The organism is Brevibacterium ihuae (assembly GCF_900184225.1).
GTDB lineage: Bacteria > Actinomycetota > Actinomycetes > Actinomycetales > Brevibacteriaceae > Brevibacterium > Brevibacterium ihuae.
The window spans coordinates 1,586,840-1,603,855 of the sequence record NZ_FXWZ01000003.1 but is presented as its reverse complement, the minus strand read 5'-3'; the positions used below and the strand labels follow the sequence as shown (position 1 = coordinate 1,603,855).

The 17,016-nt window shown below is 70.7% G+C and carries 12 protein-coding genes and 1 tRNA gene; 6 read left to right on the top strand and 7 right to left on the bottom strand.

The annotated features are described in order from the left end of the window. Positions 1–92 precede the first annotated feature (92 nt). Positions 93–1,241: an SPFH domain-containing protein gene (locus tag C1A17_RS12500; RefSeq protein WP_101653282.1), complete on the top strand. Its 1,149-nt coding sequence runs from the start codon at positions 93–95 to the stop codon at positions 1,239–1,241. 344 nt (positions 1,242–1,585) lie between these two features. Here C1A17_RS12500 and C1A17_RS12495 read toward each other — a convergent pair whose 3' ends face one another. Further along, complete coding sequence (locus C1A17_RS12495; protein WP_101653281.1) at positions 1,586–3,301, bottom strand: HNH endonuclease; 1,716 nt, start codon at positions 3,299–3,301, stop codon at positions 1,586–1,588. A 756-nt stretch (positions 3,302–4,057) separates the two neighbouring features. Then, entirely contained in the window at positions 4,058–5,872 is a 1,815-nt protein-coding gene (locus C1A17_RS12490; protein ID WP_146000637.1) for a S1 family peptidase, read from the bottom strand. 434 nt (positions 5,873–6,306) lie between these two features. Between C1A17_RS12490 and C1A17_RS12485 the strand changes: the two genes are divergently transcribed. Then, the gene (locus C1A17_RS12485; protein ID WP_101653279.1) at positions 6,307–6,702 is read left to right on the top strand and encodes an META domain-containing protein; all 396 of its coding nucleotides are present in this window, start codon (positions 6,307–6,309) and stop codon (positions 6,700–6,702) included. 117 nt (positions 6,703–6,819) lie between these two features. Here C1A17_RS12485 and C1A17_RS12480 read toward each other — a convergent pair. The 3 genes from C1A17_RS12480 to C1A17_RS12470 form a co-directional block, all read right to left on the bottom strand. Beyond that, positions 6,820–6,892, bottom strand: a tRNA-Thr gene (locus C1A17_RS12480). A gap of 154 nt (positions 6,893–7,046) precedes the next feature. Then, the gene (locus tag C1A17_RS12475) at positions 7,047–7,925 is read right to left on the bottom strand and encodes a DsbA family protein (protein WP_101653278.1); all 879 of its coding nucleotides are present in this window, start codon (positions 7,923–7,925) and stop codon (positions 7,047–7,049) included. Between the two features lie 268 nt (positions 7,926–8,193). Beyond that, the gene (locus tag C1A17_RS12470) at positions 8,194–10,008 is read right to left on the bottom strand and encodes a serine/threonine-protein kinase (RefSeq protein ID WP_101653277.1); all 1,815 of its coding nucleotides are present in this window, start codon (positions 10,006–10,008) and stop codon (positions 8,194–8,196) included. 65 nt (positions 10,009–10,073) lie between these two features. Here C1A17_RS12470 and C1A17_RS12465 point away from each other — a divergent pair, with 65 nt between their 5' ends. Both C1A17_RS12465 and otsB read left to right on the top strand, forming a co-directional pair. Then, positions 10,074–11,618, top strand: coding sequence for an alpha,alpha-trehalose-phosphate synthase (UDP-forming) (locus C1A17_RS12465; RefSeq protein WP_101653276.1), 1,545 nt, complete (start codon positions 10,074–10,076; stop codon positions 11,616–11,618). After that, entirely contained in the window at positions 11,615–12,493 is an 879-nt protein-coding gene (gene otsB, locus C1A17_RS12460) for a trehalose-phosphatase (RefSeq protein ID WP_101653275.1), read from the top strand. Before C1A17_RS12465 ends, otsB begins: the two co-directional genes overlap by 4 nt. Positions 12,494–12,587: 94 nt before the next feature. On the opposite strand, the gene C1A17_RS12455 is transcribed toward otsB, so the two are convergent. Together C1A17_RS12455 and C1A17_RS12450 are read right to left on the bottom strand one after the other, a co-directional pair. Next, positions 12,588–13,583: a LacI family DNA-binding transcriptional regulator gene (locus C1A17_RS12455; protein ID WP_101653274.1), complete on the bottom strand. Its 996-nt coding sequence runs from the start codon at positions 13,581–13,583 to the stop codon at positions 12,588–12,590. Next, positions 13,580–14,581: a LacI family DNA-binding transcriptional regulator gene (locus tag C1A17_RS12450; protein WP_101653273.1), complete on the bottom strand. Its 1,002-nt coding sequence runs from the start codon at positions 14,579–14,581 to the stop codon at positions 13,580–13,582. The genes C1A17_RS12455 and C1A17_RS12450 overlap by 4 nt, the downstream gene beginning before the upstream one ends. Before the next feature lie 128 nt (positions 14,582–14,709). Here C1A17_RS12450 and C1A17_RS12445 point away from each other — a divergent pair, with 128 nt between their 5' ends. Further along, positions 14,710–15,393 carry an ABC transporter ATP-binding protein gene (locus tag C1A17_RS12445; RefSeq protein WP_180953327.1) on the top strand — a complete coding sequence of 228 codons (684 nt, stop codon included), beginning with the start codon at positions 14,710–14,712 and terminating at the stop codon, positions 15,391–15,393. Between the two features lie 58 nt (positions 15,394–15,451). Beyond that, complete coding sequence (locus C1A17_RS12440) at positions 15,452–16,729, top strand: DUF4032 domain-containing protein (RefSeq protein ID WP_101653271.1); 1,278 nt, start codon at positions 15,452–15,454, stop codon at positions 16,727–16,729. The last annotated feature ends 287 nt before the right edge of the window (positions 16,730–17,016 follow it).

Here is a 17,016-nt window from a genome sequence, read left to right as displayed (position 1 = left end):
TCCGACCCGGTGACAACCTCCTGCTCAGGGCGCGCGGGAACCGGTGCCTTCGTTAGGCTGGGCGAAACCGACACCGACATCAAGGGGCATCCATGGACGCGTTCATCGGCCTCGGCATCGCCGCCGTCGTCATCATCGTCATCCTCATCGTGCTCGCCGCGCTGCTGTTCGGCGGCCTGCGCTCGAGCATCTTCTTCACCGTGCGCACGCAGGAGAACGTCATCGTCGAGCGCTTCGGCAAGTTCAAGAAGGTCGCTCGGCCGGGCCTCAACACCAAGGTCCCGTTCATCGAGACCACCACGCGGCCGATCTCGCTGCGCGTCCAGCAGCTCGAGGTCAACATCGAGACGAAGACCAAGGACAACGTCTTCGTCACCATCCCAGTCGCCGTGCAGTACGTGGTGAGCGAGCAGAGCGTCGTCGACGCCTATTACCGGCTGGCCAACCCGGAGGAGCAGATCCGCTCCTACGTGTTCGACACCGTGCGCTCCTCGCTGTCGACGCTCACCCTTGACTCGGCGTTCGAGTCGAAGGACGACATCGCCTCGAGCGTCGAGCAACGGCTGTCGGAGTCGATGGCCCGCTACGGCTTCCGCATCATCAACACCCTCGTCACCGACATCTCGCCCGACCAGCGGGTGCGCGATTCGATGAACTCGATCAACGCCGCCCAGCGCGACCGGGTCGCCGCCCAGGCGCTCGCCGAGGCCGACAAGATCAAGCGCGTCACCCAGGCCGAGGCCGAGGCCGAGTCCAAGCGCCTCCAGGGTGAGGGTGTCGCCGCGCAGCGGAAGGCGATCGCGATCGGCATCGCCGAGCAGTACGAGATGCTCAAGCGGGCCGGGATCGAGCACACCGCCGAGCAGCTGCTCCTCATGACGCAGTACTTCGACACCATGCAGGACGTGGCCCGCAACGGCCGCTCGAACGTCCTGTTCCTCCCGTCGAACCCCGGCACGATCGGGGACATGACGACGGAGATCCGCAACTCGCTGCTCGCTGCGCAGGAGGTCGAGCACGCGCGCGAGGGCGCCGAGGAGTGGGAGCAGGACCAGGAGCGCCAGGAGGCGGCGAAGGAGCGGATGCGCCAAGAGCAGGCGCGGCGCCAGCGCGAGCTCCAGCAGGCGCGCGAGGCTCAGCGGTTGCAGGGGCAGCAGGGCATGGGGCAGGGAATGCATGGTGGGCCGGGCAGCGGTCCCGCGATTCCACCCCGCCCGCCGTGGCAGCAGCCGAACCAGTGACCGCCGGATGACAGGTTGTCGTTCCCGGCTCACGGTTCCCGTGGCTGCCGGATGATGGTTCCCTGGCCGCCGGATGATGGCTCCCCATCACCGGGAGCCTGCCGCCGAGGCCGCCCTTCGACCGATGGGCGGCCTCGGTCGTGTTCGGGCGGGGCTGTCGTGTTCGAGGCGGGCGGTCGTGTTCGAGAGGCGTTGGTCGTGGGCCGGGCGTGGCGGGTTATCGATTCCGCACGCACTCCGCACCGACCAGCTTCCCAGCCACTGCTCGACCATCAGACCCGGTGCGCGGTCCTCCATGACCTGCGGGGCAAATCGCCCAGATTGCTGGGCCGCCCACCCGCTGATCAGATCGCGAGGTCGAACACCCCTACCGGTCTGTGCTGTCGCCGATCGACACGATCCGCATTGATGTGAGCACGCAGGACCTTCTCCTGGCCGCTCCCCCAGCACGGACGCGCGGTCGGCGACGGCTGCGAGCGCGGCTGGATCAGCCGGACCGCTCGACCCGAATCCACCTGCATCGGCGCAGGACCTCCCTGTTGGTCGGAACTGTGTCCCGGTACCGCCCGACCCGGTTCGGATGCATGGCGCTTCCATTCGGGTGCCGGACATCGTTGCTCGGGTGCCCGACATCGCTCGTCGGGTACCGGATGCAGAATGCCCTCCGCGGCCTCGGCAGCGGTGTCTCCGGAGCCGTCGCCGGTCCAAGGGGTGGAATCGAGCTCATCGGGGCTGGCACCGTCGACTTCGTCGACAGTGTCACTGCGAATAGGTGCGGGATCACGGGTGCCAGCCGCGCTGTCCGGTGGGCCGGTGGCGAGCGTCCCACCGCACAGGGAGGCCGTTTCCGCGGTGTAGGAACCGCCGGTCGGAGTGGTGACGACGAGACGCTCCGGATCTGCGCGGTGCGCCCACCCCGGGTTCTCCTTGGCGTAGTTGCACGCCGCGCACAGACCCGAGGCGTTCGTCCAGTCCGTCGCTCCACCGGAACGGTGCGGAATCGCATGATCGATGTGGCGGATCGGCGCATCGCACCAGGGGGTGCGGCAGGTGTCGTCTCGCAGCTCGATCATGCGACGCAGAAGTCCGGTGAACTCCCGCCGACGCGTATCCATGGCGACCAGACCACCGGTTCCGGGGGCGGTGTAGAGACGACGGAGGAATGCCGCCCCTGCGGGATCGGCGAGCATCCGGCGCGCGGCCCCGGCCGGCACGGGGCCGTGTCCGCGGATCCACGCCGGCGCCTCGCCGTCGGTGAGCAGGGTGTCCGCGCTCATCACGAGGTGCACCTCGACCGGCACTGCGTCTGCGGTCTGCTGGCCGGTCACCCGCTCGACGAGCAGGTCGGCCGCGACCTGACCGACCGAACGCCCGCCGGATTCACCAGACCCCACGAGTCCGGCGGCGGCCTGCTGAAGATTCGCATACGCGGCGACCGCCTGGCGCAGCGGCAGCAGAGCGGTGAGATGAGCCATCCCGCCGGGTGCCGGGCGCACGCTCACGCGCCGCTCCTTCTCGAACCGGTCCAGATGCTCCACAGCGGCCTGCTGGTCGAGGCGCTGAGCATGGGCGCGTGCTTCCGAGGCGAGCCTGCGCACTCCGATCCGGTCGAACCTCTCGGACAGTCGCTCATCCACCTCGTTCTGCTTCTCCGGGGGAAGCCAGGACGTCTCGCGGTGCAGGACCTGCGCCTTCTCCTCCGAGAGCACCCCGGACGCCACCGCCGCCATGGCGTGCGGGAGGTCCCGGATGAGTGCACGGGCGAGCCCGAGGAAGCGCGCACCTCGAGCCGGCGACTCCCGCCGGGCCAGGCCGATCTCTGCGCCGAGCCCCTTCCCGCGCGAGGAAGCGGGAACCCCGCGGCGGAACTCCGATTCGAGCCGTTCCCGTTCGAGCACGGAAGCGGCCCGCGCCTGGGCCGCGGTGCAGGCGGCCTTGAGCTCTTCGAGCGCCCGGAGTGCGGCGACGGCTTCGGTCTCCGACCGCGCTTCGAAGTGGACCAGCGCATCACGGATCCGGTCGACCTCGTCGACCGTTGTGATGCCCTGCGTCGTTCTCATACCCCGACGTTATACGGAGGCACGGACACGGGTCTGCCGAGAGTGGATTCCCTGGTCAGGCACCTCGGCCCCGGTGATGGCACTGCTCGGTGCGGCCCTGGTGACGGCGTTGTTCGGTCCGACCCCAGAGACGGCATTGCTCTGATCGGCACCGGAGCCGACCCTGCCGGGATCGGTCCCCGAGCCGCTCGCGCACGGCACGGTTCGGGAGATCGGCACATGCGCGGCTGAGGTTCGGACGACCGACAAGTGCGGGCAGCACGGGGCGACCGCGACCGGGGTCTCGAGCCCTGCAGACTTGCGGTCCGCGCGACCCCACCTGCACTGCTGCCGATCAGACGGCCGGCACAGACAGCTGAGAACCAGACAGTCGGCGATCGCGCAGCTGAGAAGCCGCCCGCCGGCACGTGTGCGACTGCGAGGCAGTCAGCGGGCGTTCCAGTGGACGCGATTCGAGTGTCCGTCTCTCTCGTGCCCGCGGATCGTGAGTGCACCTCGGCGCTCCCGCGTTCCCGGATCCGCGCTCCCCGCGCCCATATCCCCGATTCACTGATCCTCGGACACCGAATCCCCAGCGGTCCATAGGCACACCTGCCCGCTCCCGCCGGAGTTGAGAGCGCACAACCGTCACAGTTGAGATTGCACAATCCGAAGGATTCGTTCTCAGAAACCTTCGGAAATTGCGGGGTGAACGGGGGAAGGACCCCGACACGGGTGAGTGTCGGGGTCCTTCGCGGATCAGGTGATCAGTTCAGATCAGGCCTGGCCCTTCTTGGCGCGACGGGTGGTCACGTAGACCGCGGCTGCACCGACGACGAGCAGGCCTGCGCCGACTCCCAGTCCGGTGAGCTCGGAACCGGTGCGCGGCAGGTCGCTGCCGTTGTCATCGGAGTCCTCGTCCTCGCCGGGGGCGGCGCCCTCGTCGGAGACGACCTCGAACGAACCGGTGAGCGGCTCGTCGGCGTCGCCGGCGGCGTAGGCAGCACCAGCGGCCTCAGAACCGGCGTTCGCGGCATCGTCGTCACCGGCGGTGGCGGCGACGCTCACGTCGTAGGTGCCGAGGTACACGTCGGCGTTGCCGGCGTTGGTGCCGTAGACACCGAAGGTCACGACGCCGTTCTCGTCAGCGGTGCCCTCGAGAGTGAAGTCATTCACCGAGTCGTTCTGCGGGAACACCTCGAGGGTGACCGACTCGCCGGAGGCGTAGCCGGTGGCCGTGATGTTCACGCCGGCATCCTCGTTGACGAAGTCCGAGACGGACACGCGACGCGGATCGATGGTGAGCTCACGCTCGACCGGGGCCTCGTCGGTGGGATCGTCCGTCGGTGCCGGCGAGGTGGGATCCTCAGTCGGAGCCGGCGAGGTGGGATCCTCGGTCGGCTCGTCCGAGGGATCATCCGTCGGGGTGGGATCCGGGGTCTGCGACGGATCGTCGGAGGGATCATCCGACGGCGTGGGATCCGGGGTCTCCGACGGGGTGGGATCCGGGGTCGGCTCCGAATCGTCCTCGGCCACCATGACCTCGTAGCCGTCGGTGAACTCGAGGGCGTGGACGAGCGAGGTGCCCCAGAAGAAGTCTTCCGTCTCGCCGGTTTCCTCGGCAGGAGCGCCGCCGCTCACGACGCCGATCGCCTTGTCGCCTTGGAAGACGGCGCCACCGGAGTCGCCCGGTGCGGCCTCGAGGCCGTTGGCGCCGAATCCGCGGACCCAGCGGAGCGAACCGTCGGGCAGTCCGATCCGGCTGTAGCCGTCGACGATGTCAAGGTCGTCGTCGTCGGTGAGGCCGGTCGTGCGACCGCTCTTCGAGACCGGGGCACCTTCGGCCGGGGCGGCGACGCCGGTGATCTCGGTCTCGATCCCGGCTGCGAGATCATCGTCTCCGGCGGTCGACCAATCGGTGACAGCGGGAAGCAGATCAAGGTCCGCATTGCTGACGTCGATGACAGCGATGTCAGTCGACTCGGTGGTGGGCTCATCCTGGGGGGTGCTGCCGGGGCCGCCGAACTGCGAGAACCCGAACGTGCCCATCGCCGCGTCATCCAGGGGCGGCGGCTGGCTGGTCTCGCCGGCGTGCGCGGTGTCCAGGGACGGCGTCGACCGACCGGTTTGGGTACCTTCGGCACCACAGTGACCGGCGGTGATGATGGCCGGATTGCCATCGGGGCTCACGGCGGTGAAGCCGACCGAGCACAGACCGCCTTCGCTCGTGATGTAACCGGCGCCGCCGACGAGCTCATTCTGCGCGTAGGCCTGGACCGGCGCGCCGATCTCGATGACCTCAACGTTGCTGTGATCGCCCTCGAATGCCTCGAGCGCTTCGGTGCTGTCAGCGTCGAGGTCCTCTTCCGGCAGGGTGACGACGACGACGTTGCCGTCACCGTCGGTGCCGTAGGCCTGGATGCCGTCGACGTCGTCGAACTCCTGCACCTGCTTGCTCATCGCCTTGACCGAGGTCGGGGCCTCTTCGGCGGTCTCGGTGGCCGATGCCGGAACGGTGACGAGCACGCCCGTCATCCCCAGCGACGCGGCCGCGGCAAGAGCTGCCGGGCGCGAAAGGAGTCTCTTCCTCATTGCGTCTCTTTCCCTACTTCGTTCCGTAACGGTCAGGCGGCTGACGGATCAGCACTGGTTGCGAGCGCCGTGCGCACGGGGAGGCAACCGGGGTCGACTTTACCGATCCGTGACCTGACGACCAATGATTGCGTGAACGTAACGAACTAAACACAGAATCGACGTTTCAACTACCCGCGGGTACCCGCTTCGGAATGCGGATCGCGGCGGCCGACGCCGGTCGTCTCCGCCGGGGAGCGGTGACCGGGCTCAGAGCCCGACCCGGGCTCAGGTGTCGGCAGATGAGGCGAGCGTGCAACTGCATCTCCGCTCACCGCACACGGCACCGACCGCCCCCGCGGCACCGGCGGAAGGAGGGACGAGCAGGGTCTTCCAGCGCGCCCCCCAGCCCGGCAGGTCTTCATGCTTGAGCGCGCGCCGCTTAGACTCGGAGCATGAAGTTTCGCCCCATCCCCATGATCGCCGCACTGGCGACGACAACCGGGCTGCTCCTCGGCGGGTGCGGCGGTACCGGAACCGTGTCCTCGACGAACGGAGAAGAGTCCGTGGAAACTGTAGTCGGCCGCTGGGTCTCCGACGAGAAGGGGGAGCCGCACCTGACGTTCTCCGAGGACGGCAAGGTCTCCGGCAGCGACGGGTGCAACGGCATCGGTACCACCTACGAGCAGGACGGGGCCACGGTGACGCTCGAACGGTTCACCACGACGCTCAAGGCGTGCATCGGGGTCGATACCTGGCTGCGCGAGGCGCGGGTTCTCGAGATCGACGGCTCGACGATGACGGTGAAGAACGGCGACGAACAGGAGATCGGCTCCCTGACGCGTGAGTGACGTCACTCTCCGGCGGGTGCCGTCGCCGGCCCGACCCCGAGCTCCGAGCCCCACCTCTCCCCCGAAACGCATCACGGCCCCGGGATCCTTCCGATCCCGGGGCCGCATGCTGTCCGGAGCCCCCTGTCAGACTCGAACTGACGACCTTCGCTTTACAAGAGCGGTGCTCTACCAACTGAGCTAAGGAGGCGGGCCGCCCGGGTGTCCGCACGGCAGTGCGTCCCGTTCGGCGACTGCAGCAGTCTAAACCACCCGCCTCGACGGACGGCACAATCCGATCGGAAGCAGCCTCACCGGTCACGATCCCGGCCGGATCCAAACCCGCCGCGCGAGCGCGGTTCGACTCAGCCGATCTCGCCGGCGGCGGTGAGGAGCTCGGTGGCGAACGCCTCCGGATCCTGCCAGGCCTCGGTGTCCTCGCCGTTGACGAGCACGCGCGGGGTGCCCTGCAGGCCGTCGCTCAGCGCGTCCTGCGTGGTGTTCTCGACGAACTTGTCGAAGCTCACGTTCTCCACGCACTCCTGCACGGAGGGCCCGCCCTCGAGCGTCGTCGTCGGGGCACTCGTGTCGACTCCGGCCTGCTCGGCGAACTCGAGGAGCTGCTCGTCGGTCATGCCGTTGGCGCCCTGCGCCGGCTGGTTGTCGAAGAGGGTCTTCATGACATCCATGTAGACGTCGGTCTGGCCGCTGTCGGCCACGCAGGCCATGAGGTTCGCCGAGCGGGTCGAGTACTCGTTGCCCTGCGAGCTCGCATCGAGGATCGCGACGGGCTGGTACTCCACGGCGATCGTGCCCTCATCGACGAGCTTTCCGAGCGTTCCGGCGTTGGCCTGCTCGAAGCCCGCGCAGCCGGGGCACTGGAAGTCGAGGTACACGGTGACGACCGGCGCGGTGTCCGGGAGGCCGGACTCGGAGAACGCCGGCGCGTCCGCCGGGGCGTCATCCGCCTCGGCGCCCTTGGCACCGTAGGCCTGCACCTGCTCGCCGTCGCTCGCGAGCGTGATCGACCCGGCGGTGTAGTTCTTGGGTCCCGGCGTCGGTTGGGCGGCCTGGACGATGAGGAAGATCACGACGGCGAGAACCGCGACCACCACGACGCCCACCCCGGTGTAGAGGATCGTGCGTGCGGTCTTCTCGCGCTTGGCCTGCGTCTCTGCGATCTGCCGCGCCTTTTCGCGCGCGGCCTGCCTGCGGTCGGCCGCGGACGAGGAGTTCTTCGCCATGTTCCCTCACGTTGTGTCGCTGGTGCTGGTCTCGGGCGCCCTCCGGCGCCCTGCCATGATACGACCTCCGGCTCCGCCCGCCGTTCACCAACCACGCAGGTTCGCGTCGCGGATCACGCAGGTTCGCGTCGACGGATCACCCGGATCGGAGCACGCGGTGGCACGGCGGCCGCGCACACGGAACCGCTGCGGGTTCACCGCTTCCCAGTCGCGCTCACGGAACTGCGGCAGGGCTCAGCAGGCCCCGACCGCGCTCACGCGGCGTCGCTCACGGGAACTGCGGCTCCGGGATGAGGCCGAAGGGATTGGCCGGGGAGGGCCACCACGTCACCGAACCTCCGGTGAGGACGGTGATGACCGCGAGGACGACGAGCACGCCGAGGATCGCGGTCGCGATCCATTCGCCGGTCGAGGAGCGCGTGATCGGGCTCAGCAGCACCCGGGAGCCGTGCCGGAGGTTCGCCGATCCGGGACCGAGCCACAGCACGACCGCGGACGCGAGCGCGGCCGCCCACAGCGCCCAGGCCTCGGAGCTGCCGCCCGGCACGATCCCGAGCACGTCGAGGCGCATGAGGATCGCGATCGCCCCGGCGGCGATGAGCGGGAGGATGAGGCAGAACAGGGAGACGAAGAGCGCGCCGAGCAGCGCCCCGGGCATCGAGCCGACCGAGGACCACAGGCTCACCGAGCCCGGCCCGCGCTCGAACTGCCGCCAGTTGCGGGTGCGCGCCATCGACCCGGCCGTGCGGGCGATGACCTGCCAGATATACGTCGCGATGAGCATGATGAACGGTCCGAGCGGCGTGAGCGCGATCGCGAGGAGGTTGAGGGCGAGCACCGCCCACGCGCCGCCGAGGCGCGAGGGACGGGGTCGTCCGGGCGGCACGAGCCGCCCCTGCTGCATCCCCGCCTGCTGCGGCCGGCCGTATCCCTGTCCCGGCGGCATGCCCTGCTGCATGCCCTGCATCTGACCCGGCGCACCGGGCCGCGGGCGCGGGTCGATGCCGAGCGGACCATAGGGCCGGGGCCCGCCGGGGACCGGTGCCTGCTGATGGACGGGCGGCGCGGATCCGTACTGCCCGGCCCCCGGATGGGTTCCGGGCTGCTGGACCGGCCGCTGACCCTGGTGCGACTGGCGTGGCACGCCGTGGGCGCCCGGCACGTGCCCCGGGGCGCCGGGGTACCCGGCTCCGGCGGCCACCGCCGGCATCACCGCGGTGCCCGAGGGTCCGACCGGGGCGGCGGACGACCCGGCACCGGGGCCCTGCCGCACCGGGCCGCCGAGCGAGGGCATGCGTCCGGACTCGATGTCGACGAGCGCGTCGAGGATCATCGAGCCCGAGGGGCGGCGCTCCGGCTTCGGGTCGAGGCATGCCCGCAGGAGGGGGACGAACAGCGCCGGGGCGCCGTCGAGATTCGCCCGACCCATCGCGACCCGGCCGAGGACCGCCTCGAGCGGTCCCGAGCCGTAGGGGTTGGTGCCGGTGGCGGCGAACGCCATCGAGGCCGCCCACCCCCACCAGTCGGTCTTCTCGCTCGAGGCCTTGCCGTCGGCGATCTCCGGGCTCAGGTACCCCGGGGTGCCCATGACGAGACCGGTCGCGGTGACCTTGACCTCGTCGGCGGCCTGCGCGATGCCGAAGTCGATGACCATCGGCTCGCCGTCCATGATCATGATGTTCGCGGGCTTGAGGTCGCGGTGGATGACCCCGGCGGAGTGCACGGCGTTGAGGGCATCGAGCAGCGCGTGGCCGAAGTGGACGAGCTCGTCCTCGGCGAAGGGGCCGTTCTCCTTGACGTCGTCGGACAGCGTCATACCGTCGACGAACTCGGTGACGATGAAGGGCTGCTCCGATTCGAGCTCCGCGTCGAGCACCTCGGCGATCCGGGGGTGCTTGATCCGGCGCAGCGTGCGGACCTCGCGAGCGAGCCGCTTGCGGGAGGTCTCGTCGTTGGCGATGTGCGAATGGAGGACCTTGACGGCGACGGGATTGTTCTCCCCGTCCACCGCGAGATACACGACGCCCATGCCGCCGGAGCCCAGCTGCTCGAGCAGGCGGTAGCCGCCCAGTTCTTCCATCATCACCTCATCCACATTACGTGAGAGAGTAGAGTCTCTCCTGACAGAGGTTCAATCCGAGGAGCACTGTGACACGCACACCGGCCGATCAGGAAACCAGCACCTCTTCCCTCCCTCCCCCGCCCGACGGCGCCGATTTCGTCGTCGTCGCCAACCGCCTCCCCGTCGACCGCGTGAGCGCCGGGCCGGAGCCTGAATGGGCGACCTCGCCCGGCGGTCTCGTCACCGCCCTCGCACCGGTCATGCAGGCCAACGACGGCGCCTGGATCGGCTGGGCCGGGATCCCCGACGAGGAGATCGAGCCCTTTGACATCGACGGCATGCACCTCGTGCCGCTCACGCTGAGCTCGGACGAGATCGTCAGCTACTACGAGGGCTTCTCCAATGCCACGCTGTGGCCGCTCTACCACGACGTCATCGTCGCCCCGGAGTTCCACCGCACCTGGTGGGAGAGCTATCTGCAGGTCAACACCCGCTTCGCCGAGGCGGCCGCGCGGACCGCCGCCGCGGGCGCCACCGTGTGGGTCCACGACTACCAGCTCCAGCTCGTACCGGCACTCGTGCGCGCCCTGCGCCCGGACGTGTCGATCGGGTTCTTCAACCACATCCCGTTCCCGCCCGCCGAGCTGTTCGCGCAGCTCCCGTGGCGCTCGCAGATCCTCCACGGCCTGCTCGGCGCCGACCTCATCGGCTTCCAGCGGCCGGCCGACGCGGCGAACTTCCGCCGGGCGGCCCGCATCCACGCCGGCTTCACGACGAAGGCGAGCCAGATCCGGGTGCCGGCGTCGGAGGAGGCGGGCACCGGGGAGCACATCGCTGAGGCGCGCGCGTTCCCGATCTCCGTCGACGCGCAGGCGCTCGACTCCGCAGCCCGCGATCCGCAGACCGTCGCCCGGGCGCGGGAGATCCGCGCCGAGCTCGGCGACCCGGAGACCCTCGTGCTCGGCGTCGACCGCCTCGACTACACGAAGGGCATCCGCCACCGGCTCAAGGCGTGGGGCGAGCTGCTCGCCGACGGGTCGATCGACCCCGGCGAGGTCACCCTCGTCCAGATCGCCACCCCGAGCCGCGAGCGGATCGAGCAGTACCAGCAGATCCGCACCGACGTCGAGCTCGCCGTGGGACGCATCAACGGCGAGTTCTCCGACCTCGGGACGACGGTGATCCACTACTTCCACCACTCCTATCCGCGCTCGGAGATGACTGCGCTCTACCTCGCCGCCGACGTCCTCCTCGTCACCGCGCTGCGCGACGGGATGAACCTCGTCGCCAAGGAGTACGTCGCCTGCCGCATAGGGGAGGACGGCGTCCTCGTCCTCTCCGAGTTCGCCGGGGCCGCCGACCACATGAACCAGGCGGTGCTCGTCAATCCGCACGACATCGACGGGCTCAAGGCGAACATCGTGCGCGCTGTCGAGATGCCGCCGGCCGACCGCCGGCGCCGGATGCGCACGCTGCGCCGCCGGCTGTTCCGCGACGACGTGCATTCGTGGTCGCAGACGTTCCTCGACACGCTCGAGGCGCTCGACGACGACAAGGACATGCGCCGCTGGGAGGCCGCCGAGGCGAAGGAGCCGCCCGAGCCCACCGAGCCGGAGGAGCGCCGCCGATGACCGCGGCGTCCGGTCCCGGGCTCTGCCCGCCCCTGCAGGATCCCGCCGACGTCGACATCCGGGCGCTCGCCCGCACCCGGCGGCTCCTCGTCGCCCTCGACTTCGACGGGGTCATTGCGCCTCTCCAGGACGATCCGGCGACCTCGGCCCCGGTGCCGGAGTCGGCGGAGGCGGTCGAGGCGCTCGCCGCCCTGCCGGAGACCGCTGTCGGCTACATCTCCGGGCGCGACGTCGCCGCGCTCAAGGAGCTGAGCCGGGCACCCGGCCCGGTGCTCTTCGTCGGCTCGCACGGCGTCGAGCAGGACCTCAGCGGCGGTACCGAGGCCTCGGCCGACCCCGCCGACCCGTACCGCTACTCCGCCGCGCCCACGCCGGCGGAGCGCACCCTGCTCGACGCGCTCGACGCGGAGTTCGAGCGGATCACCGCCGCCACGCCGGATACCGGGCACGGCGAGCTGCGCGTCGAGCGCAAGCCGCTCGGCCGGACCTTCCACACCCGCGGCTGCTCGCCGGAGCGCACCGAGTTCTTCGCCGCCGAACTCCGCCGGTTCGCCGAGGACAACCCCGAGCTGCGCTCGCTCGACGGCCACGACATGATCGAGTTCGGGGTGCGGATGCACACCAAGGGCGACGGCCTCGACCTCATGATCGACCACACCGGGGCGACGGCCGCGCTCTACATCGGCGACGACACCACCGACGAGGACGCCTTCGCCCACCTCGATGCCCGCCGGGAGGGCGGCTATGAGGGCCTGAGCATCCGGGTCGGCACCGCGGACACGTGCGCCCGCGCGCGGATCGCCTCGCCCGAGGCGGTCGCCGCGCTCCTCACCCGGCTCGCCGCGGAGCGCTCCGCCGCCCTCGCCGGCAGCTGAGGCTCCCGCCGACGGAGCGGCCCGCGGGTGATGGCCCCTCGGTCGCCGGCCCCACGAGTGCGGACCCAGCCGGCACTGACCCACCGAGCGGTGACTACCGCGTGCGGACCGGCAGCTCGGAGGAGCGGAGCACGAGCTCCGGGGCCACCGAGTAGTCCGGGAGCGTACCCGCGCCGGCCATGAGCCGCTCGAGCTCGCTGATCGCCGTCTGCGCGAGCCGGCCCCAGTCGAAGGTCACCTGCGAGAGCGGAGGGTGGACGACATCGGCGTCGGGCATCTCCCCCACGGTGAGGAGCGAGAGGTCCTGCGGCACGTCGAGGCCGAGGCGGCGCGCCGATTCGAGCACCCCGAATGTCAGCGCGGGCGAGCAGCTGATGACCGCCGAGCAGTTCGCGCGGAGCAGACCGTCCGCGGCCTGCGCTCCGGCGAGGATGCCCGGGCCGGCCTGCGCCACCGGAGCCTGGTCCCGGGTCGCCGCGATGTGGAGGAGGTCCGCCATCGACCGCCGGTAGGCGGCCACCCGGTTCGCAGCCGCGGAGTCCTCCGGCACCGCGATGCCGATCCGCCGGTGTCCCAGGTGGACGAGGTGCCTCACCGCGGTGTCAATGCCCTGCGAGGCATCGAGGACGATCTGGCCGGTGCCTTCGTGGCGGGCGTTCGACACCCGGACGACCGGGACGTTGAGCGCCGCGAGGCGCTTGGCCTCCGGCCCGGCCGACTGCCCGCCGAGCACCACCGCGCCGGCCACCCCGAACTCCTGGAGCCGGGTCGCTGGCGAGGGGAGCTCGGGCCCGGTCGTCACCCGCAGCGCGACCTTGCCCACCCGGTAGATCCGACGGACGGTCTCGAGGTAGAGGGTCTCGAAGGGGTCGACGTCGGCGCCGGTGACCTCGGCCTGAACCACCGCGACGACGGCGGGCGAGTCCTCCGGCAGGGCGCTCGCGACGCCGAGCGTGCGGAGCGCCACCTCGACCGCCCGCCGGGCCTCCGCGGAGACCCCGGGGCGGTCGCGGAGCACCCGGGATACCGTCGAGGCGGAGAGACCCGACAGCTCCGCGATCCGGTTGAGGGAGACGTCCGTGCGCATCATGAGCGGGCCGCCGCGGTCGACGCGCGGGCGAGCAGCCGGGGCCGGTAGGTCGGCGGCACCGAGCGCATCCCCTCGCCCGGCAGGTCGAGCACGGTGCGGACCCCGGCGACGAGGGCCTGGGTCATCCCCGGGTTGTCGAGGCCGAGCACGGTGGCCGGCGGCGCGGTGTAGCGCATCGTCGACGAGTCGCCGAAGCCCACCACCGAGAGGTCGCGCGGGACGACGAGCCGGCGCTGCCGCATCGCGGCGAAGACCCCGTAGAGCTGGAGCGCGCTCTGCACGATGAGCGCGGTGCACGTGGCGTCGCGCAGGCGGGTCGCCGCCTCGATCCCGCCGGAGTACGACTTGGGCACCGCGGCGATCCATTCGTCGAGGCGCGAGGTGAGGCCGCGCACCGGGTGCTCGGCGAGGAAGCGCTCCTCGAGCTGCCGGGCGAGCGCGCCGGATTCGTTGCACACGAGGCCGATCCGCCGGTGCCCGAGCGCGCTCAGGTGCTCGAAGGCGAGGGTGAGGCCGCCGGTGAGGTCGATGTGGGCGGCGACCCATTCGCCGCCGACCCGCGTCCCGCCGGCCGGCCGGGGCGCCTCGGCCCGGACCGCCGCCTCGGCGAAGCGCACCACCGGGACGTCGACGTCGAGCTCGGTGAAGGTCGGGGTCACCACCGCTGCGGCACCGGCGGCGATGCAGGCGCGGACGTCGGCGAGGTCGGAACCGAGGAACACCGGGGCGGTGAGGAGGCCCTCGGCCTGGAGCCGGTCGGCCACCCCGTTGCACACATCGAGCTGCCAGTGCTCGGGGGCCTCGGGCGCCCCGACGACGACGAGCCGGGCGGGGCTCGGCCGCAGCAGCGTCGAGCGCGTGTAGCCCACCCTCTCGAGTGCGCGGTGCACCCGCTCGCGCGTGGCCGCGGCGACCGTGCCGCGCCCGGAGAGCACCCGTGACACCGTGGTGACGGAGACCTCGGCGGCGGCCGCGACGTCTTCCAGGCGAACTCTCATGCGCCTATCCTACGGTGGACCCGACAGCCCTCCCCCGGACCATCCTGCACCCCCGGCCACCTGCAACGATGGGGTTCGGCTCCGATAGGATCGAGAGCATCAGCCACCCTGTGAGGAGACCCGCCCGCATGTCCACGGTCACCCTGACCGATGTCAGCCACCGCTACCCGGCGACCTCGACCGCCGCGGTCGACGGGGTGTCGTTCCGCGTCCACGACGGCGAGTTCCTCGTCCTCCTCGGACCCGCCGGCAGCGGCAAGTCGACGATCCTGCGGATGATCCACGGCACCGAGCGACCCTCGCGGGGGACGATCGAGATCGACGGCCAGGACGTCACGACGGTGCCGCCGGGCGATCGCGACGTCACGATGGCGTTCGAGAACTACGCGCTCTACCCCCACATGGACGTGGCGGAGAACATGGGCTTCGCGCTCCGGCTCAGCGGGATCAGCGAGGACGAGATCGACCGGCGGGTGAGCGATGCGGCGGCCCGGCTGGGGCTCGGCGCGGTGCTCCGCGCCCGGCACGACGATCTCGACGGCCTGCAGCGCCAGAAGGTCGCGCTCGCCCGCGCCCTCGTGCGCAACCCGCGGGTGTTCGTCATGGACGAGCCGCTCGCCAACCTCGCCCCCGCCGTCCACGACACCACCCGCGATCAGATCCGGACCCTGCAGCAGGACCTCGGCATCACCACGCTCTACGCCACGAAGTCCGCGGAGGACGCGGTGGCGGTGGCGGACCGGATCGCGCTGCTCGAGAAGGGCCGCGTCGTCGGGGTGCACTCCCCCGAGGAGCTCTCCCGCCGGATCTGAGACCCGGGATCGCGCCCGCACCCCGGACGCGACGGCCCGATCCTGCGATGATGGCTCCATGTTCATCACCGCCGAACGCCTGGGCAGCGCGATCGCGACCCTGCCGTGGCGCACCCCGGTGGCCGACTGGCCCAAGGATCTGCTCGTCGGCCTGCCGCGCGGCATCTCCCGGCATGTCGTGCGGTTCGTCGAGCTCGCCGGCGAGGTCGTCGCCGTCAAGGAGACCGAGGACCCGGTGGCCGAGCGCGAGCACGAGATGCTCCGCGCGCTCGTCCGGCTCGACGTGCCCGCGGTCGCCCCGCTCGGCCACGTCACCGAACGGTGCACCCCTGAGGGCGAGCACCTGCCCGGTGCGCTGCTCACCCCGCACCTGCGCTACTCGCTGCCGTATCGCGCGCTGTTCAGCCAGGACCTCGCAGCGGCCGTCGCCGACCGCCTCGTCGACGCCCTCGCCGTCCTCCTCGTCCGCCTCCACCTCGCCGGGTTCTTCTGGGGCGACGTGTCCCTGTCGAACGCGCTGTTCCGGCGCGATGCCGACGCCTTCGCCGCCTACCTCGTCGATGCGGAGACCGGGGAGCTCCACCTCTCGCTGTCCGACGGCCAGCGCGAGCACGATCTCGAGATCGCGCGGACGAACATCGCCGGCGACTTCCTCGACCTCCAGGCCGGCGAGCTCGTCGACGCCTCGGTCGACCCTCTCGCGGTGAGCACCCGGCTGCTCGAGCGCTACCGCGCGCTGTGGCAGGAGCTCACCGGCAGCGAGGAGTTCCGCGAGGACGAGCGCTGGCGGATGGACGACCGGGTGCGGCGGCTCAACGACCTCGGCTTCGACCTCGGCGAACTCACCGTGACGACCGACCTCGACGGGGTCACCACCCGGATCGAGCCGAAGGTCGTCGAACCCGGGCACCACACCCGCCGGCTGCGGCGGCTCACCGGGATCGGAGCACAGGACAACCAGGCGCGCCGAATGCTCAACGACCTCGACAGCTACCGGATGGCCACGGGCCTGGCCGATGCGGACGAGCTCGCCTCCGCCGAGGCATGGATGGCCGATGTGTACCGTCCCGTGGTCGACACGCTGCCCGCGGATTCCGCCCAGCGGCTCGAGCCCGCGCAGCTGTTCCACGAGTTCCTCGACCACCGGTGGTACATGTCGGAGAACGCCGGGCGCGACGTGTCCACCCCGGAGGCGATCCGGTCCTACGTCGAGACTGTGCTTCCTCACCACCGTCGCGAGGAGTCCTATCTCCGCGAGCCGAGCACCGAGGCCCTGCAGGCCATCCGCAGCGCCGACCCCACCTCCCCCGAGAGTGCAATTTCCGAAGGTTCCTGAGAACGAATCCGCAATCCATTGCAGTTTCGACTGCGTGCCGCTCTCCCAACCTGCCGCAATCTCGACTCGTTGCACACACGGCCCGCAGACGCCGAGGTTCCCGGAAGGGTGCGTCCGCCGCATGGATCGGAGGAGCCGCAGTCCGCAGGAGGGCTCATCCCTGTTCATCCCGAAGACGACTCATCCCTGTTCCTCCCGAGGAGACCTGCACCGGTCGGAATCATGCCGCCCCGAATCGGCCGAGGAGCGATACAGTCACGTGGAGAGACCACCACCCGCACGGACCA